The 24664-nt window shown below is 57.6% G+C and carries 21 protein-coding genes; 11 read left to right on the top strand and 10 right to left on the bottom strand.

Annotated elements, in window-relative coordinates; all coding sequences use genetic code 11:
- The first annotated feature begins 47 nt into the window (after window positions 1-47).
- The 3 genes from AB8B29_RS24680 (at window position 48) to AB8B29_RS24670 (ending at window position 3151) form a co-directional block, all read left to right on the top strand.
- Window positions 48-1022 carry a mannonate dehydratase gene (locus AB8B29_RS24680; protein ID WP_113119295.1) on the top strand — a complete coding sequence of 325 codons (975 nt, stop codon included), beginning with the start codon at window positions 48-50 and terminating at the stop codon, window positions 1020-1022.
- Window positions 1023-1060: 38 nt separating this feature from the next.
- Window positions 1061-1963, top strand: coding sequence for a 5-dehydro-4-deoxyglucarate dehydratase (gene kdgD, locus AB8B29_RS24675; protein WP_113119294.1), 903 nt, complete (start codon window positions 1061-1063; stop codon window positions 1961-1963).
- 66 nt (window positions 1964-2029) lie between these two features.
- Entirely contained in the window at window positions 2030-3151 is a 1122-nt protein-coding gene (locus tag AB8B29_RS24670; protein ID WP_113119293.1) for a lactonase family protein, read from the top strand.
- A 55-nt stretch (window positions 3152-3206) separates the two neighbouring features.
- Here AB8B29_RS24670 and AB8B29_RS24665 read toward each other — a convergent pair whose 3' ends face one another.
- Window positions 3207-5303, bottom strand: coding sequence for a putative bifunctional diguanylate cyclase/phosphodiesterase (locus AB8B29_RS24665; RefSeq protein ID WP_439006765.1), 2097 nt, complete (start codon window positions 5301-5303; stop codon window positions 3207-3209).
- Between the two features lie 393 nt (window positions 5304-5696).
- Between AB8B29_RS24665 and AB8B29_RS24660 the strand changes: the two genes are divergently transcribed.
- Entirely contained in the window at window positions 5697-6611 is a 915-nt protein-coding gene (locus AB8B29_RS24660; protein WP_113084564.1) for a DMT family transporter, read from the top strand.
- 88 nt (window positions 6612-6699) lie between these two features.
- On the opposite strand, the gene AB8B29_RS24655 is transcribed toward AB8B29_RS24660, so the two are convergent.
- Both AB8B29_RS24655 and AB8B29_RS24650 read right to left on the bottom strand, forming a co-directional pair.
- Window positions 6700-8283, bottom strand: coding sequence for a DHA2 family efflux MFS transporter permease subunit (locus AB8B29_RS24655; RefSeq protein WP_439006764.1), 1584 nt, complete (start codon window positions 8281-8283; stop codon window positions 6700-6702).
- Entirely contained in the window at window positions 8280-9539 is a 1260-nt protein-coding gene (locus tag AB8B29_RS24650; RefSeq protein ID WP_113119292.1) for an HlyD family secretion protein, read from the bottom strand. Before AB8B29_RS24650 ends, AB8B29_RS24655 begins: the two co-directional genes overlap by 4 nt.
- A 220-nt stretch (window positions 9540-9759) precedes the next feature.
- On the opposite strand from AB8B29_RS24650, the gene AB8B29_RS24645 reads away from it, so the two are divergent.
- A complete protein-coding gene (locus AB8B29_RS24645) occupies window positions 9760-10380 on the top strand; it encodes a TetR/AcrR family transcriptional regulator (RefSeq protein ID WP_051964015.1) in 621 nt (206 codons plus the stop codon).
- A gap of 283 nt (window positions 10381-10663) precedes the next feature.
- Here AB8B29_RS24645 and AB8B29_RS24640 read toward each other — a convergent pair whose 3' ends face one another.
- The 3 genes from AB8B29_RS24640 to AB8B29_RS24630 all read right to left on the bottom strand — a co-directional run bounded on the left by AB8B29_RS24640 (window position 10664) and on the right by AB8B29_RS24630 (window position 13116).
- Entirely contained in the window at window positions 10664-10936 is a 273-nt protein-coding gene (locus AB8B29_RS24640; protein ID WP_037199144.1) for a helix-turn-helix transcriptional regulator, read from the bottom strand.
- Window positions 10937-10953: 17 nt separating this feature from the next.
- On the bottom strand, window positions 10954-12276 hold the full coding sequence (locus AB8B29_RS24635) for a type II toxin-antitoxin system HipA family toxin (RefSeq protein ID WP_439006763.1): 1323 nt from the start codon (window positions 12274-12276) through the stop codon (window positions 10954-10956).
- Window positions 12277-12648: 372 nt separating this feature from the next.
- Entirely contained in the window at window positions 12649-13116 is a 468-nt protein-coding gene (locus AB8B29_RS24630) for a hypothetical protein (protein WP_439006934.1), read from the bottom strand.
- Between AB8B29_RS24630 and AB8B29_RS24625 the strand changes: the two genes are divergently transcribed.
- Window positions 13009-14238 carry a putative bifunctional diguanylate cyclase/phosphodiesterase gene (locus AB8B29_RS24625; RefSeq protein ID WP_439006917.1) on the top strand — a complete coding sequence of 410 codons (1230 nt, stop codon included), beginning with the start codon at window positions 13009-13011 and terminating at the stop codon, window positions 14236-14238. The two genes, AB8B29_RS24630 and AB8B29_RS24625, sit on opposite strands and share 108 nt — an antisense overlap.
- Window positions 14239-14422: 184 nt before the next feature.
- On the opposite strand, the gene AB8B29_RS24620 is transcribed toward AB8B29_RS24625, so the two are convergent.
- From AB8B29_RS24620 to AB8B29_RS24605, 4 genes are all read right to left on the bottom strand, one after another.
- Window positions 14423-15283: a nucleotidyl transferase AbiEii/AbiGii toxin family protein gene (locus tag AB8B29_RS24620; RefSeq protein ID WP_113084566.1), complete on the bottom strand. Its 861-nt coding sequence runs from the start codon at window positions 15281-15283 to the stop codon at window positions 14423-14425.
- Window positions 15280-16107 carry a type IV toxin-antitoxin system AbiEi family antitoxin gene (locus AB8B29_RS24615; protein ID WP_047640194.1) on the bottom strand — a complete coding sequence of 276 codons (828 nt, stop codon included), beginning with the start codon at window positions 16105-16107 and terminating at the stop codon, window positions 15280-15282. Before AB8B29_RS24615 ends, AB8B29_RS24620 begins: the two co-directional genes overlap by 4 nt.
- 765 nt (window positions 16108-16872) lie before the next feature.
- Window positions 16873-17913 carry an IS110 family transposase gene (locus tag AB8B29_RS24610; protein ID WP_439006762.1) on the bottom strand — a complete coding sequence of 347 codons (1041 nt, stop codon included), beginning with the start codon at window positions 17911-17913 and terminating at the stop codon, window positions 16873-16875.
- A gap of 268 nt (window positions 17914-18181) precedes the next feature.
- Window positions 18182-19348 (bottom strand): IS110 family transposase, encoded by a 1167-nt coding sequence (locus AB8B29_RS24605; RefSeq protein WP_439006761.1) that lies wholly within the window; start codon window positions 19346-19348, stop codon window positions 18182-18184.
- A 150-nt stretch (window positions 19349-19498) separates the two neighbouring features.
- Here AB8B29_RS24605 and AB8B29_RS24600 point away from each other — a divergent pair, with 150 nt between their 5' ends.
- From AB8B29_RS24600 to AB8B29_RS24580, 5 genes are all read left to right on the top strand, one after another.
- Entirely contained in the window at window positions 19499-20536 is a 1038-nt protein-coding gene (locus tag AB8B29_RS24600; protein ID WP_439006760.1) for an IS110 family transposase, read from the top strand.
- Between the two features lie 520 nt (window positions 20537-21056).
- Entirely contained in the window at window positions 21057-22322 is a 1266-nt protein-coding gene (locus tag AB8B29_RS24595; RefSeq protein WP_037199134.1) for a flavin-containing monooxygenase, read from the top strand.
- A gap of 51 nt (window positions 22323-22373) precedes the next feature.
- The gene (locus AB8B29_RS24590; protein ID WP_037199132.1) at window positions 22374-22787 is read left to right on the top strand and encodes a RidA family protein; all 414 of its coding nucleotides are present in this window, start codon (window positions 22374-22376) and stop codon (window positions 22785-22787) included.
- A 14-nt stretch (window positions 22788-22801) separates the two neighbouring features.
- Complete coding sequence (locus AB8B29_RS24585) at window positions 22802-23473, top strand: DUF1028 domain-containing protein (RefSeq protein WP_439006759.1); 672 nt, start codon at window positions 22802-22804, stop codon at window positions 23471-23473.
- A gap of 50 nt (window positions 23474-23523) precedes the next feature.
- Complete coding sequence (locus AB8B29_RS24580; protein ID WP_037199129.1) at window positions 23524-24474, top strand: LysR family transcriptional regulator; 951 nt, start codon at window positions 23524-23526, stop codon at window positions 24472-24474.
- Window positions 24475-24664 lie beyond the last annotated feature (190 nt).

Below are 24664 nucleotides of genomic sequence, written 5' to 3'. Positions count from 1 at the left end.
AAGTCATATTATGTCATATGATATGAATCTCATGGGAGATACACCAGGTGTATGCAGGGACGCAGGTCGAGGCACGGGACGATGATGACTACCGGGTTTTCAGGCAACTAGGGCTGAAGCATATCTGCGCGGATCCGCCGGGAAGACCTGACAGTTGGACGCTGCCCGATCTCGAACGTCACCGCGACAAGATCGAAAGCTTCGGGCTGATCCTGGACATGATCCAGCTGCCTCTGCCGTCCCAGCCGATCGAGAAGGCTTCTTATCCCGATATCCTACTTGCCGGACCCGATCGCGACCGGCAGATCGACGCGGTCTGCAAGCTGATCGAAGATATTGCGGCCGCCGGCATCCCATCGGCGAAATACAATCTCAATCTCATCGGCATCCCGCGCACGCCCGAGGAGGCGGGGCGAGGCGGCTCGATGAATGCGAGCTTTCGCTGGGACAAGGCTGACCACCAGGCAACCCCCGGCCTGGCCGGCGTGCTGTCGGAAGACGAGAACTGGGAGCGGATCGACTATTTCCTGGAGCGCGTCGTTCCTGTGGCGGAAAGCAATCGCGTCCGTCTCGCCTGCCATCCGCATGATCCCTATACGCCGCCAGGTTACCGCGGCGTCACGCGCGTCCTCGGCACGGTGGAGGGCCTGAAGAAATTCGTGCTTATGCGCGAAAGCCCTTATCACGGGCTGAACTTCTGCCAGGGCTCGATCGGCGAAATGCTCGACAATCCGCGCGAGGAGATCGACGACATCATCCGTTGGTTCGGCACGCGCGGCAAAATCTTCAACGTCCACTTCCGCAACATCAGGGGCGGCAAGCTGTCCTTCATGGAAACCTTCCCGGACGAGGGTGATATGGACATGATTCGCTCGGCCCGGATCTATAAGGAGGTCGGCTATCAATACATGCTGATGCCGGACCATGTGCCGACGATCAGCGGCCGCGATCCCACAGGCGTCGCCTTCGCCTTCTGCTACGGGTACATCGCCGCTCTCGTCCAGACGCTCGAACACGCCTGAAGCATCGTCGCTCCATCGATCGACAAAAGGATTTCACGATGAACCCGAATGGATTGAAAAAGGCAGTTGGCAGCGGTCTTCTGTCGTTCCCCGTCACGCATTTTAATCAGGATCTGACATTCGACGAAGCCAAATATCGCAGTCACGTCGAGTGGCTGGCAGGCTACGATGCAGCGGCACTTTTTGCAGCCGGTGGCACCGGCGAGTTCTTCTCCCTCAACCCTGCCGAAATCCCTCAGGTCGTTCGTGCCGCCAAGGCCGCGGCAGGCAATACGCCGATCATTTCGGGAACCGGCTACGGAACGTCGCTTGCCGTCGAAATCGCCAGGGCCGCGGAAAAAGCCGGCGCGGACGGTCTGCTGCTGCTGCCGCCCTATCTGATGTTTGCGGAGCAGGCTGGTCTGATTGCCCATGTGAAGGCCGTCTGCCAGGCCGTCGGCATCGGCGTCATTGTCTACAATCGCGACAATGCCGTGCTCAACGCCGAGAGCCTGGCGCGCCTTGCCGACGAATGTCCGAACCTCATCGGCTTCAAGGATGGCGTGGGTGACGTCGACAAGGTGATCGAGATCACGACGCTGCTCAAGGACCGCCTGGTCTATGTAGGCGGTATGCCGACCCACGAAGTCTATGCTCAGGCCTATTTCGGCGCTGGAGTAACGACCTATTCTTCCGCCGTCTTCAATTTCGTGCCCGCCTTGGCACAGCGCTTCTATGCAGCGTTGCGTGCCGGCGAGCAGACAACGGTGGACAATATCCTCAAAGGCTTCTTCTTCCCGTTGGTCACCCTGCGCAATCGCAGGAAAGGTTATGCAGTCTCGATCATCAAGGCGGGCCTGCGCGTGCTCGGCAAGGATCCAGGTCCAGTGAGACCACCTTTGACCGATCTGACGGCGGAAGAAATGACCGTGCTGGAAAAGATCGTCGCCGCAGCTGGATAATTTTTGCTAGAAGGCTCGTCTGATCGTCAAGCCGGGCCGGCAGTCAACGCTCGGGTGAGGTGACCAATGATTGAAGCTTCGTTCCGTGCAGCTACCCGGACGTTCGTCTATGTCGCCGCAACGACGGCGGGGACGATCGACATATACAGTATGGATGAAACGACAGGCGCGCTCACGCAGGTTTCGACTTTCGATGCGGGCAAGATGATCATGCCGATGACCGTCAGCCCCGACAGGAAACATCTCTATGCCGTCATTCGCTCGCAACCATATCGGGTGCTGACGCTGGCGATCAACCCGGAAACCGGCAAGCTGACGCACGAAGCTGTTGCTGCTTTGCCCGATAGTATGGCTTACGTCTCCACCGACCCATCGGGCAGGTTGCTTTTCACCGCCTCCTATGGCGGCAACAAGATCGCCGTACTGCCTATTAACAGGGACGGGCTTGTCACCGACGGCGCGCGACAGATGGTCCTCACCGGCCGCAATGCCCATTCGATCGTCAGCGATCGGACCGGCAAATTCGTCTTCGCAACCAATCTCGGTTCCGATGTCGTGCAGCAGTTCGTCCTCGATCCGGAGGCCGGCATGCTGGAGGCGAACGATCCGCCGCACGTCGCGACCAGGCCGGGATACGGTCCGCGTCATATCATTCTGTCTCCGGACAATAAGTCCGTTTATGTCCTGACCGAATTGACCGGCCACGTCATCCACTACGCTCTCGATCCCGGCAGGGGTACGTTGAGCGAAATCGAAAGTGTGGCGTCCGTGCCTGACGACGCGGGGTTGTCTCCGGGCGCCACCCCGCCGGCTCCTCCACCATTCAATGCAATCACGCCCGCCGCGGCCCCAGTGGATGACGGCAAACCGAAGGTTTGGGCTGCCGACATCGGCATCACGCCCAACGGTAAATTCCTGTATACGACCGAGCGAACCACCAGCAAAATTGCGCTCTTCCATGTGGCTGGTGGGGACGGGACGCTGACCTATGTCACGAATTACCCGACCGAGCAGCAACCGCGTGGCATTCGCATAGATCCGTCGGGCCGATTCCTTGTGGCATCCGGTGAGAAATCCGACAAACTGTCTGTTTATGCCATCGACCAGACGAGCGGCACGCTCGGTTCCGTCGGCAGGTATCCGGTCGACGCCGGCGCGAACTGGATCGAAATCGTGACGTTGCCTTGAACTCGGACAGCCGAAGAGGAGCGGTTACGCTGGTGCGTAAGGTGCGGCGGTTGGGCTATCCGGTTTGGGCAACCAGCTTGGCAATAAGGTTTCCGACCTCGGAAGCGGGAAGGGGTTTTGCAAACAAAAAGCCCTGAAACATTTCGCATCCGGCCCCCTCGAGGAATTGGGCTTGCTCCTCGGTCTCCACACCCTCGGCGACGACCTCCAATTCGAGAGTTCTGCCAAGTGACACGATGGCGGAGGTGATCGCCATGTCGCCAGCTTTCTCGGGAATGTCCGCAATGAACGACCTGTCGATCTTCAACCGGGAGAGGGGGAAGCGTCTGAGGGTACTTAGGCTCGAATATCCCGTGCCGAAATCGTCGATCGCGATGCTGACACCGAGCTCTTTCAATGCATGCATGCGCTCTATGGCCCCCTCCACATCCCGCATGATCAAGCTTTCGGTCAGTTCCAGCTCGAGCCATTGTGGATCGAGGCCGGCAGCCTGAAGCGCCGATGCAACCTGGTCTATCAGCGAATTCTCGAGAAACTGTCTGGCGGATACATTCACCGCTATACGCAATGGTGGCAGACCCTGGTCCTGCCAGGCCCGAGCTTGGCGGCAAGCCTCGCGCAAAACCATATCGCCGATCAAGACCACCAGCCCCGTTTCTTCGGCCAGCGGGATGAACGTTCCCGGCAATAGCAAGCCTTCGACAGGATGCTGCCATCGTACGAGCGCTTCGACGCCGATCACTTGACCGCTACTGATATTCTTCTGCGGTTGATAGTGAAGCACGAACTCGTTCCGCTCCACCGCCCGCCGCAGCTCCTCAATACGGCTCAGCTTGCTGCGGGCTTCTTCCCCCATTGCGGGCGTGAACAGCTGAATACCGTTGCGACCGGATTCCTTCACGCGATAAAGCGCCATATCGGCGTTTGCGAATAGCTCCGACGCGGTATCGCCGTGCTTTCTGGAGCACGCTACGCCGATGCTGCAACTGACTCGAATTTCGACGCCATCGATGGTCAGCGGCTCGGATATGCCTTCGAGAATAGCCTTGAGTCTTTCATGGAAAGGGTCCTGGTTCTCTTCCAGAACAATGATGAACTCATCGCCGCCGATCCTCGACACGATGCCGCTGCTTTTAATTTGCGCCGATATCCTCTGGGCAACCACCTTGAGCAATTCGTCTCCGGCGGCATGTCCAAGGCTGTCATTCACCAGCTTGAAATTATCAAGATCCACAAAGGCTACGGCCAAGGATTTCCCCGCCTGCGATGCCTTTTCCAAGAGAGCGACGACCTTTCGATTAAGGAGCGTGCGATTTGGCAACCCGGTCAGCGCATCATGCTCAGCAAGATAGGCAATGTGAGCGATGTCACGATGGCGATCGATGGCGATGCCGACGGTTTGAGCGATTCCTGCGAGGAATTCCACGAGGCCGCTTTCGTCATCCTCAGTCTTCGACGCTGTCAACGTACCGTGCTTGCCTCCATCTCGCGAGAAGATGGGAAACTCAATCACTTCATCCGCCAGGGTCTCGCGTTGCTGGCCGTCCAAAATGAAGCTGACCCGTCTTCCGTTGAGGAGGCGCTCAAGCAGGAATTGGGCATCCTTGAGAAACGAACCGAGGTCAACGCCTCGCGCAACGTCATGGAGAAGCTTCGTTTGCGCGCTCATCAACTCCTCTGCGCGCTTGCGGGCCGAGATATCGCGGGAGGCTCCGACGACGCCGATGATATTGCCATTCCGGTCCCGCAACGGCACACGCGACATCATCAGCCAGCCTTCGCCCTTCAGCCGTCGTTCCTCCACGCCGAGATCGGGCTCACCCGTCTCCATGACCCGCCGTTCGACTTCGTCAATCTTATGAGCGTCGGCCACTGGGTGAATTTCGGCATCGGTAAGGCCGATCAATTCGTCGACATGCGTGAAGCCGTTGTTGAGGACGATCGCACGGTTGGCAAAGAGGAAACGGCCGTCTCTGTCCTTGGCGTAGATGAAGTCGGGCACGTAGTTGATCATCGCCTCGAGCCATTCGTATCGCTCGGTGAGCGACAGAAGCTGAGCTTGGAGCAATTCGAGCGAGACCCGGGGCTGCCGGTCGGCGTCGTTCTGATCTTCTATGGTTGACTTTGACGGATTTCCCGGCTGCTGCGTCATCACTGCTCTCTTGCTTGGCTAACGAATAATATTGGCAACGGGTTATGCAACCACAAAAACACAGGATGCATTTTGGTCGTTGGAGGCGAGGGCATAGATCTCAACTTGCGACCAACCAAGCGCATTTCTTCCCGCATGATCGGATAAACGATCGAACTGGTCGGCCTCTGCCGCTCTTGTCACCCTTCTTCGCCTTGCGAAGCGCCAAGTGCTCATCAAGGCAAAAGGTAACAGGCGTGACCTGATCCCGCAAACAGATGGTCTGCGCCTCAAAATGGCTGATCGGGATATAGGCCGTGAGCCAGGCGACCCGCTCGCGGCCGCCTTGCGGGGTAGGGGCAAAAGCGGCTACAGCCATGTGAAAGAAACATGAGAATCGTCGGGAGAAGCATCATGGATGTTCGCAAAGCCGGCACGGACGGCAATCTCGTGCTTGCCGGCGTGCTTTTGATGCTTCTCGGCGATTTTCTGTTTTCACTGAACGATGCCATGGGCAAGTGGTTGGTCGCGAGCTTTTCCGTCGGCCAAGTTCTGGTGATACGCTCGCTCGGCTCCTTTATCATTCTCGCGCCCATGATCGCGCGGCAGGGAAGCGATGCACTGTTCCGCATCGAGCGGCCGCCGTTGCAGCTTCTGCGCATAGTGATGACGACCACCGACGTTGGTCTCTTCTATGCGGCTGTCGCCTATCTGCCGCTTGCAGATGTCATGACCTTCTACATGGCCGGTCCTATCTATGTCGCCGCGATCTCGCATTTCTTCCTTGGCGAGAGGATCGGTTGGCGGCGGTGGCTGGCCGTCTTCGTCGGTTTTGCCGGCGTACTGATCGCGCTTAAACCTTCGACGGCAATGTTCTCCTGGCCGTCGCTTTTCGGCCTTTGCGGCAGCCTCGCGTTCGCGATGACACTTGTGCTTGGCCGGCGGCTGCGACAGACGAACGATGCGACGCTCGTCGCCTGGCAGACTGTCGGCGCACTTGTCGCCGGACTGGTACTCAGCATCGGCAACTGGCGTTCCGCCTCGACGCTCGATTTTGCGGCCATGTTGGCGCTCGGCGTTGTCGCCGGCAGCGCCCATATGCTGATAACGCGATCGCTGAAACTTGCGCCCGCGTCGCTGCTCGCACCTCTGCAATATACGCTGCTTATCTGGGCGATAGCGCTCGGTTTCTTCTTCTTCGGCGACATTCCGGATATCCAGGTCTTCCTCGGAGCCGCCATCATCGTGCTTGCCGGTCTTTTCATCTTCCACCGGAAGAATCTGACCGACACTATCCCGAAGGAAGCTGTCGCACCGGACGGGCATTGAGGCGGTGGCGTTCTCCGTCTCCTAAATGCTCCTCTGAAGAACCAGTACACATCTGAACAAAGTTGGGGCTGCTGGTTTTCGATAGGCTCTAATGTCCCATGGATGCCTTTTTGCCGAGTGTTACGTTGCGTAGGGTAAGGGCCAGCGGAATTGCGGCCAGGGAAATCAGCGTCAAAACCCAGAAGGCATCGATGTAAGCCAGGAACGAAGCCTGGCTTTGCACCTGCTCGTTGATCCAGGCAAGCGCCTGCTGATTTGCCGTCACCAGTGAACTGCCCTGGCTAGTGAAGTAATTTGTCACCTGGTTGAGCGTATCCTGATAGGCCCCGTTCGAAGGTATGACATGCTCGACCATACGGCTCTGGTGAAACTGCTCCCGATGGGTAATGATGTTCGATATCAGCGACACGCCAATCGATCCGCCGGTGTTGCGCGCGGCATTCAGCAGCGCCGATGCCTGGTCCGTCTTGCTGGAGGGAATGCCGTCATAAGAGGCCGCGGTAATCGGCAGGAATATGAAGGGCAGGCCAATTCCTTGCAGCATACGTGCTTCGGCAAGATACCAGAAGCCGATGCCACTGTAGGCGCTGGTCACCTGATACATGGAAAAGGCAACAAAGCCGGCACCCACCGCTATCAAATATTTCGGCTGCACTTTTGACGACAGAACGCCGACGACGAACATCATGATCATCGTCACAAGGCCGCCGGGAGACAGCATCAGGCCAGCCCAAGTTGCCGTATAGCCGAGATTTGCTTGAACCAGCTGCGGCAGATATTGAGTTGTCGCCAGAAGCAGCGCGCCCGTCGCCATCATCACCAGGAAGCAGGTGCCGAACTGCCGGCTAACGAGCATCCTGATATCAACGGCTGGATTCTTGTGCTTCAGTTCCCAGGGGACCATTAAAACAAAGGCCAAAGCGCAGATCGCAGCGGCCATGATGATGAAGTTCGATCCAAACCAATCGTCTTCAAGGCCACGATCAAGCATCAGCTCCAGCGCTCCGAGAAAGGTCGCAACAAGGCCGAAGCCGATCCAGTCGAAGCCAATCTTTTCCTTCCGCAGCCGCACGCGCTCCTCGGCGCTGCCTTCGGGCTCCTTGATCAGCATGGCAACGGCTGCCAGCGTCAGAATGCCGACCGGCCCGTTGATCAGGAAGCACCAGTGCCAGGAAAAATTATCGGAAAGCCAGCCGCCCAGGGTCGGTCCGACCACAGGAGCAACAACAACCGCCACCCCGAACAGGGCAAAGCCTTGCCCGCGTTTTTCGGGCGGAAAGCTGTCGGCTAGAATGGATTGCGCGACAGGCACCATCCCGCCACCGCCGATGCCTTGCAATATCCGGGCTAAGAGCAGGAATTGCAGGTTGGGTGCAAAGCCACACATGACCGAACTAATTGTAAACAATGCCAGGCAGCCAAGGAAAAAGGTCTTACGTCCCAGAATGCGCACGAGATAGCTCGTCGCCGTCACGATCACCGCATTGGAGACGAGATAGGTGGTGACAACCCAGGATGCCTCGTCCTGACTGACGCCGAGGCCACCGGAAATGTAATTCAGGGCGACATTGGCGATCGTCGTATCAAGCACTTCCATGAAGCTGGCGAGTGCTACGACAATGGCGATGATCCAAGGGGTTGCCGATGGTTTGGCAACAGCGTTCGTGCTCACAGCAGGCTCCTCAAGCTTTCCCACAGGGATAGGCTTGCATCGGTCCGCACGGTTGGTACGACCGACATGCCCGGTCCCAGCGCCACATCGCTCGGCACATCGTCAAGCACGATTTTCACCGGCACTCGCTGTACGATTTTCACATAGTTGCCGGTGGCATTTTCCGCCGGGAGCAGCGAAAAAGCGGTCCCCGATCCCGGCTGTACGCTTGCGATATGGCCATCGAGTAAGCGTCCCCCATAGGCGTCGATGGTCAGCGTGACAGGCTGACCCGGACGCATATGGTCGAGCTGCGTTTCTTTGAAATTGGCCGTGACCCAAAGCTTGTCCGGCACGAACATGGCGAGATTCGACCCCGTCTGGACATATTGGCCATCGCCAGCCGAAAGCTGCACGACCCGTCCGGGCTGCGCCGCCGTTATGGTCGTATAGGAGAGATTTAGCTTTGCCTGGTCGAGCTGCGCTTCATCCTGTTTTTGGGTGGCCTGGGCGCTGGCGATCTGAGAATCATAGGCAGCGAGCTGGCGCTGCGCGGCGGTCAAAGAGGCTTCGTCCGTATTCAGGGCAGCCTGTTGCTGGTGCAATTGCGACTGATATTGCTGTGCTTCCTGAATGGTGCCGGAACCGCTCCTCATCAGCGTTTCGTAGCGGTCATATTGCTGCTGGGCAAAGACGAGGTTGGCCTTGGCCTGCTCAATCTGAGCCTTGGCCTGTTCCACATTCGCCTCCTGGACCTGCTTCTGCGCTTCGGTATTCCGGATATTGGCCTCTGCGGCGGCAACCTGCGCCTGCGCCTGTTCCAGAGATGTCTGGTAATCGCGGTCATCGATCCGGGCGATCACTTCGCCTGCGGTCACATGCTGGTTATCGGTAACCGCAACCGAAGAAATGTAACCGGCAACCCTAGAGGTAATGGCATATTGACGGGCGGCGATAAAGGCATCGTCCGTGCTTTCATAGTGCGAGCCATTATCCCAATAGACATAGGTTGCAGCAGCTGCCACAGCCAGCGCGGTCCCGCCGATCAAAAGCATCGTCGTGCGTCGCGAGCGCCCACTTTTGGCTTTCTCCTCATCGGAATTGTCCGGAGCCTGTCGTTCATCCTCACGTATGCGGGCTTGCTCGCTGGTGTGCGGCGCTTCTGCCTGCTCTTGTTTTGCCGTGATGTTATCCTGTTCATTGTCTGCCGCCGCGCTGCCTTTTTTAGGCTCCAGCACGATCAGCTTTCCAAAGGTCTCATCCTGAGGCGCGCTCATGTTCTACCTCTTTGCTCGATGCATTAAATTGAAACGAAACGTTTCATTTAAATATTGACTTAGAACTGATCGGGATGTTAGTCAAGAGGCGGAGAGGGCAGGGACCCCGATCCATGCCAATCAAAAATCGGTGAGGCCCGTTTTGGCGAGAGAAACGACAAAACTAAAAAATATAGAGCCGAAGGCAGGCATGCCCCGGCGCGGGCGGCCGCCGCGAGAAATGGCTGGAGAAGTCGAAGACAGGATCTTGCAGGCCGCTCTTCAGGTTTTCGTCGCCCGCGGTTACGAAGGGGCCAGCATTGACGAAATCGCCGAGGTAGCCAGGGCCGGCAAGCCGAGCATCTATACGCGCTTTACCAGCAAGGAAACCTTGTTCAGAGAGGTGGTTTTGCGCTGGGTGCAGAAGTCCGGCGAGATGGCTGCCTCGGCCACTTCGGGCAATATTCAGGAACGTTTCCAGACTGCGGGTGTCCTGATTGTGCAGCGCGCTATCAAGGACGAGACCGTAGGGCTCATGCGTAGCGTGATGGGAGAGGCAACGCGCCATCCGGAGCTGGCAACCACCATCCACTATGCCATCCGTGCGCATGGGACGGCCACGGTGATGAAGCTCGTCGCAGAACTGGCGGAGGCCGAGGAAATCAGATCTCTCCCGGCCTTTGCACCGGACAATCTTCCGGCGACGACCCGCCGCTTCATCGACTTGGTCTTGCTGCCGATGATGATGTCCTCGCTGTTTCATGCCGACCTGACGCCGGTCAAGACGGAGATGGAAAATCATGCGCGCGAAGCGGCATCATTTTTCCTGCGCGGTTGCGGCTACTGCCCGACTGGCGCCTGAGGTGAAGGCGGACCGACCGGCACGATAGCGCCGCGCCAGAGAATCCGCTTAGCGACAAATGATGTATCCGTTAGCCGATCAGGCGCTGTCTGGTGTCCGGGCGCTTCATCGCTCGGCTGCCACCGGAGGCCGACGGTCGCTGAAAAGAGCAAGCAGAGCCGGATTGATGTAATGTCTGAATGAAAAGCTGCGTTACAAATTCCCGTCTGGTGCCCACAATACAGACTCTTGAAAATCCGAATATTCCAATGTCTGTGTTGCCCGCGTTTCACGCCACGCAGAGCTATTTGGCCACAAAACCAACTCGGAATCCGAACAACCGGCCTATCTTTTCCAATGTTTCGAGCGTTGGGTTCCCGGTGCCGGCTTCGATCTCCGCAACTTGTCGCCTAGTAAGCGACAGCGTCTTGGCAAACTCCTCCTGCGTCATGCCGAACCCTTTACGGATCTCCGCCACAGCACCGGGCAGCCTCAGGTCCCCAGTTCGAGCACGTTCCGCCAGTGCTCGCCGGTTTTCCAGAATCTCCTCTTTCGTCGGTTTCTTCCATCGAGCCATTTAGCGGTCCTTCGTCATCAGTGGCACGCCGCCAGAACGCTGTCTGCTATCTCAATGCAGCGTCCCATTGCACGCTCCAGAACCTCCGGGGCCGCAGCCATATTCTTCGCCATGGCCGGACCCTGGCGCAGATGTTCGGCAAACGCGGAAAGCGCAGCCGCGAGAACTTTCTGCTCTTCCGGATTTGGCATCAGTTCAGTGCAAATCCGCTTCCAATCAGGAAGATGATCGCGACCTCCGTCACGCATCATGGCCCAACGGGTGGAGCGAACGATCCCCTCTTTGGCGAGCCGCATTGGTGCGAAATCAAAGAGCGGAGACAGGCGGATCGTGCCGTCCTGATGCTTGCTGAGTGCCGAATTCCGGCCGTGATTGTCGGGATTACCGAGCGCCAGATTGGCGATGTCGCGCTTCAGGTATTCCACAACGTCCGCGAAGGGATCGGCTGAATATTCGCGCAGAACGTCGATATAGGCCTCATGCGTGCCGACATGGCCGAAATCGGCAACGCCGATCGTTGACACCAGGCTTTCTTGACCCAGCCGCACGGTTCCGCCGCCTTCTTTAGTCTTCCGATCGAAACGGGGAATGATCAGGACGCCTTCGGCATAGGTCGATGGTTCGCTGACATTTAGACCGATCCCTTGAGCGATCCGCGAGTAGAGGGCTTCGCCTTCGAGAATCAGGCGGTCCACAGGCTCGTTGCTGCGGACCAGCTTGACGATGATGTGGCGCACGGCCTCATCATCGGTCACGAAGCTGTCGGGGTAATATAACCCGTCATTCGCCTGGGTCATCGAGACCTTCGGCCATTCGCCTTGCAGGCCGCTAGAGCCGGAGGCGAGCATTCCAAAGCGATCGGCGACTTCCATGAACCGATCGGAGCGCTCAAGGATTTCCGCTTCTGTAACCCCTTGGCGCTCAACGCCGCGCAGCCGTTCCGTCTCGGCTTGTGCCGCTTCTTTGATCCGGATATTGCCTATGCCCCCAGTCGCCGATCGCAGAAGCAGCGGCAGATCGGGAGCGCGCGAGCCTTCAGCAAGGCCGAGATGTTCGGCAAGCTTTCGCCTTGCATGCCCTTGGGGCATAAGATCCAACAGGAAGGGCGGCCAGCTGCGGCTAAATCGATTTTCGAGGTTAACGGGATAACGGACTGACAAGGCGCGATGGTCGCAGACCGTTTTTCCGGCCACGAATTCCGCCGACGCCACTGTGACGAAATAATCGAGGTCGTAATCGACGATCGACGCGCCTTGAAAGCCGGTCGCATCGTCCTTGAGTTCCAGCGTCGCGGCGCGATGCCACTCACCATTGAAATGGATTTGGAGCGTTAGGCGCATTAATTGACCCTTTCAATGGTTCAAATAATGCATTTCTTTAAATTATTCAACCCATCAAAGTGGGTCGAATAACTGCTCTTAGAATTGCCAGTTGCCGAAGCGGTTATGGAAGCATTTGATGCGACTAGCGACCTTTGTTTCCACATCCTCGTGCGATCGACATGCCGAGCGGATATGTCGTCAAATCATGTCGATAGAATCGCAATATATCGACACACTATATGTCTCGTAAGCAGTCTGTACAAATGCAGAAGGTGCAGCAAACGTTCCTTTGTGAACGCTTCTTGGCGAGAGAACGCAGAGATGGACTCGATCGGGGCGGTTTAAGTGTTATTCAACACATAAAAGCGAAATTGCAGATGTGAAGATGATTTAATCTCTCAATCGAGGCATGACGCCGACTCTTGTGGATAGAGGTAGGGAATGCCTAGCATTCAGTATAATCGCGCGCGGCTCGAAGCGCTCGTTTGGGGCGGTGCGTTCATAGTCCTTTATAGACTGGCTGTATATTTCGATGCCCATGAGGCGCTCGATCACTATTTTCGGGATCACGAGAGTTACAATCTCGACGAGATCTTCACAGCGCTCAATATCGCCGGATTTCTTGGGCTGATTTATTCGGCGCTCCGTATCAAGGATATGGCCCACGAAATTTCCCGCCGCCTTGAAGCCGAGCGAAATGTCGACTGGATCGCCTGTCATGATCCACTGACGCAATTGCCGAATAGACGCATGCTTGACGCCGTTTGCTCCCGGGCGGAGTTGGCCGCCAGCGATCGCTATGCCGTCTTCACTGTTGACCTCGACGGCTTCAAGAAAGTCAATGATCTCTGGGGGCATGAGAGCGGCGACCAGGCCCTCACAACGGCGGCAGGCCGATTGGCGGAAGTGTTTCCAGATGATCTCATCTACCGCCTGGGCGGAGACGAATTTGTTGTTCTGACAAAAATCAAAGGTAAACCCGATCTCCAGGCCCTTGGAACGCGGATTGTCCGGGCAATTTCGAAGCCGATGGCAATTAAAGGTGCAACTGTCGATCTCGGTGCCAGTGTCGGATATGCAATGAGCGGCCAGGAAGACGCTGACCTTCCAAAGGCGATACAGCAGGCCGACTGCGCAATGTACGCCGCGAAGAAAGCTGGCCGTAACAACGTCGCTGCCTTTATCCCTGCCATGCTTGAAGAGCTCAACAAACGGGTCCAACTCGAGGCGCAGCTTCGTGACGCCATGCGAACCGGTCTGATTGAACCCTACTATCAGCCATTCATGGATTTGGGCACGCGAAAGCTGGCAGGGTTTGAAGCATTGGCGCGGTGGAAGACGGCAGAAGGCCGTTTCATTCCTCCTTGCGATTTTATTCCGGTCGCAGAGGACGCCGGCCTCATTGTTGAGTTGACGGAGCAGTTGTTCCGCCGCGCCTGCAAGGACGCCATGTCCTGGCCATCAGATACGATCCTCTCATTCAACGTGTCACCAACGCAATTGAGCGACAGACTTCTCGGACTGCGGCTGTTGAAGATCATGGGAGAAGTTGGGCTGCCGGTTCAGCGTTTGGAAATCGAAATCACGGAAAGCGCGCTGATCCAGGACGCCGCCGTTGCGAAAGAGGTTCTGGAGGATCTCACGAAAGCGGGGATCAGGATCGCCTTGGACGACTTTGGGACTGGCTATTCGAGCCTTTCACAGCTGTCGAATTACCAGTTCCAGAAGATTAAGATCGACCGAAGCTTCATCCAGACATTCGAGACCAGCGAAAAGCAAGACAAGGTCGTCAGGGCCATGGTCGCGCTGGGACATGGCCTTGGTGTCCAGGTCACGGCGGAGGGGATCGAGGAGCCGAGCCAGCTTCAATATCTTCAGGAGCTCGGTTGCGACCTTGGGCAAGGGTATCTGCTCGGCAGGCCGCAGCCCAATGATGAAGCCATCCATTTCATATCGAGTTCCATCGACGTTGCGGTTTAGCCAGCGTCGACACACAATGCGCTATGTGAGACGGCCGGGTCCACCTTCAAAAAGAGCCCGGTAGCCCGAGCTGGCCCTGACGAACTGGGTGTCGTGAAGGCGGCAAAGGAGATCAAATCCCTGAAGCTCACATAGTGGCTCTGTTTCAGCAAGCGCGCCACACAGTCCCGACGCTTTAAGCTGGTTACAGCCCGAACCGCTTTCGCATTTCCCCCGCCTTCGCCCACTCGTCGCCGGACATCCGGTCGATCAGTTCCTTCATTACCCTCGAAAACGCGGCCTTAAGCGTTTCTTCGGTCAAAGCCTTGGCGAGATCCGTTGGAAGCAGCGGGCCCATGTCAGTGAAGAAGCCCGGATTGACGAGTTTCTGGAACATGCGCTGTTGCGCCTCGGCTCTGGAAATCGCTACCTCTCCTTTTTCAAGGTAGAGCAGAAAACACTCGACGATCCTGGCCGAGTTCAGCCCCTCGAACACGCTGAGCGCGTAGTCAAGGTCGAACAGATCGCGGCCCTTATTGCGTTGAAGCAAGGCACGCAGCTTGGTCGCCAGCATTTCTTCCCGAGAGAAGGTCGGGATTGCAGCCGTTCCGGTGAACCATGGATTTTCGACACCAAAAGGAATCTCGATGGGTGGATCGTAAGCTTCACGCTCGCGCGTGTTGATTTCGATCTTGAGTTTTATCGAACCGGGAGAAGCCTTGTCTTCGGCTTCGACAGCGTATTTAAGTTTGGGCGCAACCGGGCTCTGATCGAAACGCGGCTTGCCCAGCCACGGATCGAGAACGTCCTGGAGATGCTCCAGTAACGGGCGGATAGGACCGGCAGTCGTCCTCACAAGGTCGATGTCTTCCGAATAGCGCAGTGGCTTGGGGAAGTGCAGCTTGTTGAGCGCAGTGCCGCCGCGGAAGCGCAGTTCGTCGCGCAGGAACGGATCGGAGAAGATGGCGACAATCGCGCGGCTGATGATGAGATCCTGCTCGACTTGCCGTGGACTTGCCCATGGCACCACACCATTCCAGGCGGTGATGTAGTCCTGCGGTATCATTCGTCGATCTCCGGTGGCCAACGAACGATCACACGCCAGTGTTCATCGCGTTCAGATGGCGGCGGCGACAGATCTGGATCTCCGGCCTGCTTGGGATCGAGTTCGACCCATGGCAACGGCCCACGTGGAGATAGCGCTGCAAACATCGCTTCCGCTATCTGCGAGTGACCCAGCCTCCCAAGCAGATATCCGAGGCGTTGTGCGACCGCTTTCTCGAAAGCACGCGACAGGGAGGCAAGCTTTTTGGGTTGCAACCGGTCGGCAAGTTCGGAAAGCACCGTAGCAATATTGTCTAGACCAGCCCCGGAATGCGGATAGCGTACCAGATCGAGCGCTGTCAGTTCCGGCGAGGATAGCTTCATATATCCCGAGGGCGTCTTGCAATCTTCGATTCCCGCCGAGACTGCTCCCATATCCTTGCGATACGAAAAGACGATCCGCGTTCGCCCGGCCTCAATATCGGGCAGGAGTTTGTTCGTGACGACCTGAAATACCATGGTGGCCTGGTGGGAGGCGCCATGGGCGGCGGCGGCCGTCAGCAATCCCACATAGTAGGGTCGTTTTTCGTGGCGCATCAGGGCGTCGATATACCACTCCGGCGGCGGCGCTCCCATGACGGCGTGCTGAGGCGGCACAACCACATAGAAGCCGCGACGAGGCCGGATAAGCTGGCCGCGCCGCTGCAAACGCTCGGCGGCGTCAAGGAATGCGCCCCGGCTGATGCCGATCTCCTGCTGGGCTTCATCTGCAGAGAAAACTCCCCTGCCCGTAGCAAGTAGACCAGAAGCGTAGGAAGACAGCGTTGATCGTCCGGTTTGCATCATATCTCCTTATCCGCTTCTAACGCGGAAAAATCAATATGATGCCACTATTGAATCATTCTCGAAAATCCGCCCTTATTGCGGAAAATTTGATATGACTCGTTGACGCTGTCGCCACCGATGCCAGCCGCCAGATCAGATGACCGCTGCCATTTTCTCGAATTTCCTCACCATTCAGATGCTTCACCTAGGTGAGAAGTAGTCATTCAAATAGGCGTGCCATTAGTGGCGGTTAATCCGTTCTGAACAAGCAAACCTATCGGTCCGTTCTTGGCTCCAGATCGGCGCTCCTGGAGCGCAAGTTATTGCCCCACTTATAGAAATTAACACAAACATATGCTGCTTGAACGACAAGGTCGGCGGTTCGAATCCTTTCACATCAGGTCTTTTGTCAATTGTTCATTCGAGTGGCATCGTATTTCTCCTTGTAAGGGGATCCTTGGTCTGAGCCCATAGCAATTACCGGCCCGGTTCTCGGGCCTATACAACCTCATATGTGGAACGGCCCGCGGTGCAAGAGGCTTCGCAATCGACTTCACCCACGAGGACGGTGCGTTCATATGTACGGCCTGTGAGGGCGGTGCATGACCGCTGGCCTCGATGAGATCCGCGAAACGAGGAGCTGAATCACATCCACGCACTTTGGAGTGCACTGAGGTTGGCGGCTTCGCTCGTTCCGGAATTTCGTCCCATGACTTCATCGTTTGCTGTTGCACCTTGCATCTGTCGGCCGACGCCGGTCAGATCAGTTATAAGTCCTGATACTCTTCAGGTTGCCGCTACATTTGGGCTTGGTTCCGGAGGATCGTAGAATCCGCCCTTATTCAGGAGGGCCCAGATGATCCGAGCCATTTTATTGGCCAACGCCACAGCGGCCACCTTGAACGGACGTCTGACAAGTAGTGCCTTTAACCAAGGTCGTGCCTTTTCATCGTTCCGGGCAATCCGCAGAACGGCTGTCGCTCCGAGGACCAGGAGAACACGGAGTTCGGGATTCCCCATTTTCGAGATCCTACCCAATCGCTCTTTGCCTCCGCTGGAATGAGGCCTGGGGGTCAGTCCCACCCAAGCGGCGAAGTGCCGCCCGGACTTAAACCCGCCGGGATCCGGAACCAAAGCTTTGATCGTCGCAGCGGTTATGGCACCAACACCGGGGATCGTTGTCAGTCGACGCATGCTCTCATCGCGCTTCGATTCCGTAACGATTGTGCGCTCGAGCACGTTGATCTGAATGGCCAAGGCGTCGATCTGATCGACAATAGCTGTGAGGGCGAATCGTGCTGCTGTGGGTAGTCGGGTATCTTCAGCTTCCCGAACAATGGTCATCAGTGCCGCGACGTTGGGAAGGCCACCGGCCGCGATGATGCCCAGTTCGGCCAAATGTGCTCGTAGGGCATTAACCGATTGCGTTCTCTGTTGCACCAGAAGAGCACGGGTCTTCAGGACCATCGCATCCGCTTGCTGCTCGGCGGTCTTGATGGGGACGAAGCGCATGGTCTTGCGGATCACCGCTTCGCTGATGGCTTCCGCATCGGCCGCGTCCGTCTTGCCGCGCTTGACGAAAGGTTTGACATAAGCCGGCGGAATGAGACGCACATCATGACCAAGTTGAGCAATCTCCCGCGCCCAATAGTGTGCGCCACCACACGCCTCCATGCCAACCAGGCACGGAGGCAGTCTTTCGAAGAAGCGCAGCACTTCCGTGCGCCGCAGTTTCCGATTGAACAGGACCGAACCTTCATTGTCGGCGCCGTGAACTTGGAAGACGTGTTTGGCCAAATCCAGCCCGATTGTGCTAACTTGCTTCATGGAACGGTCCCTCCTTTGTGGCGTTCGAGCAACGACCACGTTTTAGCACTAGATGCTGTCGGAGCGGGCCGTTCCACCTCATCACATCCGGTCGCCGCTCTTAGCGGCTGCACCATTATCCCGCATTCGACGGGCACGGGCTCAGGAGAACGGGACCAAACTCAAGATCGGCATTTAAAGGCCAAAAGGATTCCCGGTCCGTTCACCTGGATCCGCCAGGACTGATCAGGTCCTGAGGATTCGAATTTTCGTTTCACACATTCCAGCTTCAAGCGGTTTTCATGGTCGCACCTTCGATCACGACACCGGAGCTCACATACTTCCATAGAGCCACGAGCAGCTTACGCGCGAGCGCCACGATCATCGGCGTCTTTAAGCGGCCGGCGTTGCGAGCAATGCGCTCTTTGAACCATAGCGTTAATGTCGATTTCGGTTGATGCCGCAACCAGAGCCAGGCGAGCTCGACCATAGTGGCTCGCAAACGAGGATTTCCCGCCTTAGACACGCCCTGTTCGCGGTTGATGTTACCGCTTTGCCAAGGGGAGGGGGCAAGGCCTGCGTACGATGCGATTTGGCGTCGGTTGTCGAAGTGTCGGAACAGTCCTTCGGTGTAAAGTATCGTAGCGAATTCCGGCCCTATTCCTTTGATGCCCAAAAGAGCGGTCGCTTCCTTCGGTGTCTCCGACGTCTCGCGGACGATCAAGGCATCTCGCTCGGCTTCTACAGCCTTGATTTGTGTGAGCAACAACTCGAGGCGGTCAAGTTCTCTGCAGACTTCGGCCTTCAGGTGTTTTGATAGCGGACGCCCATCGCCAGTTCGAAGCTCATCCAGACGTTGGCGGCGATCTCGATTGACAGGTTCGTACTCCCGTATTCCTTGCGCGAAGAGTAGTCCTTTAATGCGATTGACGTGGAAGACGCGCTCGGCAATCAGAGTTTTCCGCTCCCGCCCGATCCGTCGGTTGTCGTCTTCCTCGGGTGTGAGAAGCCTGACCATTGAGCACGCACGAGGCTCGCCACGTTTCCACGCAATCAAAGCCCGGATCAGCGTCTCACCGTCGATACGGTCGGTCTTCGCCCGGCGATGCCGGCGCGGCATGGCAATCGATGCGGCCTCGACAATGTGGCTCTCTATCCAAGCTTCCTTGCTCAGCACTCGTCCTAACCAGAAGCCATCCAGCCCGACCTCTTGGATCACGACCAATGGGTACAATGTGTTCTTTCGCCGTTTGACCTTCTGGCGAAGTGCGGCGAAGCATGCAAACAAACCGGCGATATCGCCTCCACTGATGCTGTGGCGGGACATCTTTTCGCTGCCAGGTGACAGAGCCGTCACCAGCCATGTTGACTTACTTAATTCCAACGAGACGAAAATTGCGCCAAGATCGACGAGAGTAGCGGTCTGCGCTTGAGATTGATCTGCTGTCATCGGCATGGTTGGCCTCCAGAGAGTTTTCTAGATGGTGTAACGGGCGGAGCCCAGCCAGCCGAGTTTGAAGGTTTGGTGCTTTGGTGGTCGTCCCTCACAATGATGGTGTCGCGGAGTCAGGAGTGGCCTGCTCCATAGCATCACGGAGAGACGACCATGAAGCAGTATGCCGGCATCGACGTATCATTGGAATACTCGAGTGTGTGCGTGGTGGATGCGGATGGTCGCATCGTGCGGGAAGCGAAGCTCCTCAGCGAGCCCGATGCGCTGACCGCCTGGTTTGCCGAGCACGGCGTGGCCATGGAGCGGATCGGCCTTGAGGCTGGCCCCCTGTCGCAATGGCTTTATGCCGGGATGGCGAAGACGGGTCTGGCGGTCGAGCTGATCGAGACGCGGCACGTGCGTGCGGCCTTCAAGACGATGCCGGTGAAGACCGACAAGAAGGATGCGCGGGGCATTGCGCAGTTGATGCGGCTTGGTTGGTTCAGGCCGGTCCACTGCAAATCTCTTGCCGCCCAAGAGGTGCGCGCGCTGCTGACAGCCCGCAAACTGATCCAGGGGAAACTTCATGACATCGAGATGAGCATCCGCGGCATTCTACGCGGCTTCGGCCTTAAGGTGGGACCGACGACGCGACGCACCTATGCGGCACGGATCTGCGAACTGATCGAAGGTCATCCGACCTTGGAGGCGATTGCCGCGTCGCTGTTGAAAGCGCGCGACGCGCTTGCGGACGAATTTGCCTGTTTCGAACGCAAGTTGCGTGTCATCGCCCGTCAGGACGACAAAGCCCGTCGGTTGATGACGACGCCGGGCGTCGGCGTCCTGGTGGCACTAACATTCGCGGCGGCCGTCGACGCGCCTGAGCGTTTCCGAACATCACGAGCGGTGGGGCCGCATTTCGGATTGACACCGAAGAAGTATCAATCGGGCGAGACCGACTACAGTGGTCGCATCTCGAAGATCGGCGATGTGGGTGTGCGAACCGCGCTCTACGAGGCGGCCAACGTCATCCTGACCCGGCCGGTCAAAGGCTCGGATCTTAAGACTTGGGCGCTGGCGGTCGCAAGACGGGCGGGACCCAGAAAGGCGCGCGTTGCACTGGCCCGCAAGCTGGCGGTGGTGTTGCACCGCATGCTCAGGGACGGAACCAACTTCCTTCCTCGCAAGGCAGCGCCAGCCATGGCCGGCTGAGGAGGAAGGATGTAACAAGACAGGCTTTCGGGCGGGCCATACCATCAGCCCCCCGGAGCAAGGTCCCTTCGCCGGGACGATGGATGGGTTAGGCCGCAGTGAGGTAAGCAGCCCCAGTGGACTGCGCGTTTCTAGATTGGCCAACCGGTCCTCAGCAGACCCCATAAAGCAGCGACCCCGCGTCGACTGCGGACAGAAGCAAGCACTCGGCGAGGGATTAGGCTCAAAAGGGATTGACTCGCTAAAGCCCGTTACAGAAGCGACCTCACTCTGCCACCGTGCAGGCCGCTACTCACCCCTGATGGGATCTCAAGAGCCGGGAAGTTCAGAATCGACGGTCCGGATCTTCTCGAGCATGGGCGTGGAGCGTTCTTAGCTTTAGGCGAAACGAATCCCAACCCGGCGGCTTAGCGGCAGCCTAATCATTGCAAACTAAAAACGTAATTTTCTCCGTCAGGGCTGTGAACTACACCGGATGTCGAAATCCGCATAAAGCCTTTAAGGGAAAAGGACGCAAGTAATGTCAGTTGAGACCGTGGACACTCTCGTTGTGGGTGCCGGCCAAGCCGGCGTCGCGATGAGTGAGCACCTAGGCAAGGCCGGTGTATCACACCTCGTCCTCGAGCGTAGCCGTATCGCCGAGCGCTGGCGTTCCGAGCGGTGGGACTCGCTGGTTGCCAACGGCCCTGCCTGGCACGACCGTTTCCCCGGAATGGAGTTCCCGGACTGCGATCCGGATAGCTTTCCGACCAAGGATGCCGTAGCCGACTATTTCGAGGCCTATGCTAGGCAGATCGAAGCCCCTGTCCGCTGCGGCGTCGAGGTGAAGAGTGTCGAGCGTCATGTCGGCCGCCCCGGTTTCCGCGTTGAAACCTCGCAAGGCGTGATCGAAGCACAAAACGTGGTTGCTGCAACGGGTGCCTTCCAGGTACCCGCCATTCCCGACCTGATCGCGAATACTCCGGGTATTACCCAGATGCATTCCACTAAGTATCGAAATCCCGCCCAACTCGCCGAAGGAGCCGTTCTCGTCATCGGCGCCGGCTCTTCTGGAACCCAGATTGCTGAAGAGCTTATGCTCTGCGGCCGCAAGGTCTATCTCTCCGTCGGACCGCATGATCGCCCGCCGCGCGCCTACCGCGGTCGTGACTTCTGCTGGTGGCTCGGCGTTCTCGGAAAATGGGATATGGAAACGCCCGGTCCGGGAACGGAGCACGTGACGATCGCCGTTAGTGGCGCGCGCGGCGGCTATACCATCGATTTCCGCCGCCTTGCCCGAAAGGGCATGATCCTGCTCGGCCGAACAGTGGCCTTCAACGGAACAAGCCTAAGTTTTTCGGACGATCTCGCCATGAACCTGGATCGCGGCGATGCCAGCTACATGGCGCTGCTTGATGAGGCGGATGCATACGTGGCAAGAAACGGCATCGACCTGCCGGAAGATCCCGAAGCGCGCCGTATCGAACCGCAGCCCGATTGCGTCGCGAAACCGATCCTTAATCTCGATCTGTGGCAAGCTGGCATCACGACGATCATCTGGGCAACTGGCTTCTCCTCCGACTACAGCTGGCTGAAACTGGATGTCTTCGACGAGCATGGCCGTCCGAAACACCAGCGCGGCGTGTCGGCTGAGCGCGGTATCTATTTCCTTGGTCTGCCCTGGCAGTCGCGGCGAGGATCGAGCTTCATCTGGGGTGTCTGGCACGACGCGAAGCATATCGCCGACCGCATCTCCACCCAGCGCAAGTACAACGAATACCGGCCTTCCGGTCAGAAGGCCGGGTGAACTCAGGCCGCGGCAGGATAGAAGAATTTTCCCCAGACGAGGAACCCGACAATGGCCCATACCCGCATACGCAAGTTCAATACCAAGGATACCTACCCCGAGCAGAAGCTGGATAATGATCTCTGCCAGACGGTCGTTGCCAAGGGCACGATGGTTTTCGTGCGGGGCCAGATCGGCCAGGACCTCGACACGTCCGCCAGCGTTGCAATCGGCGACGTCAATGGCCAGACCGAACAAGCCATGGCCAACATCGAGATGCTTCTTCAGGAAGCCGGCTCGTCGCTCGATCACATCTGCAAGATCACCATCTACATCGTCGATCCGCGCTATCGCGAGGCCGTCTACCGCGTTGTCGGCAGGTGGCTCAAGGGCGTTTTCCCAGTTTCGACGGGTATTGTTGTCTCCGCGCTCGCTCGGCCCGAGTGGCTGGTGGAAGTCGACGCGATTGCTGTCATTCCCGAATAAGGTGCCGTGAGCCGATGACCTTTTCTATCGCTGCCCGCTGCGCCGAGACCGGCATGTTCGGTATCGCCATCTCCTCCTCCTCGCCGGCCGTTGCGGCGCGCTGTTCTCATGCGCGCGCCGGTGCGGGGGGTGTGGCCAGCCAGAACATCACCGATCCGAGCCTTGGCTTCTCGGGTCTGGAGATGCTGGCAACGGGCGCAACGGCGGAAGAAGCACTTGGCCGGCTAGTGGCATCGACTCCCTTTGCCGACTATCGGCAGCTGGCAATCGTTGATGCTCGCGGACATGTCGCCGGGCACTCTGGCGAGCGTACGCTCGGAACCCACGCGATGGCGAAGGGCGAGGGCTGCATCGCAGCAGGTAACCTCCTCTCGAATACCGGCGTACCCCAGCAGATGATTGCTGCCTTTGAAGCTTCAAGCGGTGGCCTGCCATCGCGCCTCTTGAACGCATTGGCGGCCGGCCTCAAAGCAGGCGGAGAGGCGGGCCCCGTTCGCTCGGCGGGGCTGAAGGTTGTCCACAAGGTTGCTTGGCCCATTGTCGATCTCCGCGTGGACTGGCACGATCAGCCGATCGAGGCCCTCCAGGATCTCTGGGCGGTTTATGAGCCGCAAATGGAAGACTACGTTAAGCGAGCGCTTGATCCCAACGCTGCCCCATCCTTTGGGGTGCCTGGCGATGAATAATGCGGTCTCCCGCTGCTTGTTCTTCCAGCTAGCAGAGATATTATGAGCCTATGAGATACACGCTCCGCCAGATCGAATATTTCATTGCGACTGCGGAGACAGGAAGTATCACCCTCGCATCCGAACGACTGAATATTTCCCAGCCATCGATTTCGACGGCGATTACCCATTTGGAAACGGAACTGCAAACGCAGCTCTTTGTCCGCCACCATGCAAAAGGTCTTTCGTTGACGCCGGCAGGCCGCCTCATGCTGGCCGAAGCAAAACAGCTGGTCGAGCAGGCCGAGAATATCTACACGGTGGCATCGGAAGTCAACGAGAAGGTCCGCGGCCAGCTTTCGCTCGGATGTATGGTGACACTAGCTTCTATGGTCATGCCGGAGCTTTCGCACTCCTTCACCACAGCTTTCCCAGAAACGCGCATTATTCAGACAGTCAGCGATCACGAAGAGTTGCTGGGAAAGCTCCAGCGGGCGGAAATCGATGTGGCAATCAGTTATGATCTCCTCATCACGGATGATTTCGACTTTACGCCGCTTGCAACGCTGCCTCCACATATCCTCGTTGGAGAATCTCATCCTTTCGCTCGATACCCATCTGTCAGCTTAGATGAATTGGCCGATTTGCCGCTCATCTTGCTGGATCTGCCCATCAGCCGTGAATATTTCTTAGGTCTCTTTGCGAAATCGGGCGTCGAACCCTCCATCGCCATGCGTTCCGCTTACCAGGACGTCATTCGCACAATGGTGGCGAATGGTTACGGCTATACGATCGCAAATGTTCGGCCTCGGTCGCAACTGGCAATGGACGGTAGGACGGTTGTCCGTGTGCCGATATCCGGCAACCAGAAACCGATGGTCATTGGGGTCTTTACCCTGAAGCAAAATCGAAAGCCTCGATTGATCGAGATGTTCGAACAGCATTGCAAGTCGTGTGTGTCCGATTCCTACATACCTGGAATGGTCGCTCCGATCATGGAACGGCGCAGGGTACCGAGCTGATTGCGCCTGCCAAGCTTTTGATGAAGCGCGGCTTCGGAAATGCATTATTTCACTGTGATCAGGTCAATGCCATGATCATTCAACGTGATCGAGCTCCGGCCATGATCTAACCTTTGCGATCTAGAGCAACCGTCCTCCGGAGACTGCCAATATCCGACCCATTTTGGAGACATGACGTGAATTCAGACAA

The organism is Rhizobium sp. 11_C7_N12_5, from assembly GCF_051811145.1.
GTDB classification, from domain to species: domain Bacteria; phylum Pseudomonadota; class Alphaproteobacteria; order Rhizobiales; family Rhizobiaceae; genus Rhizobium; species Rhizobium lusitanum.
This window is presented reverse-complemented; position numbering and strand designations above follow the sequence as displayed.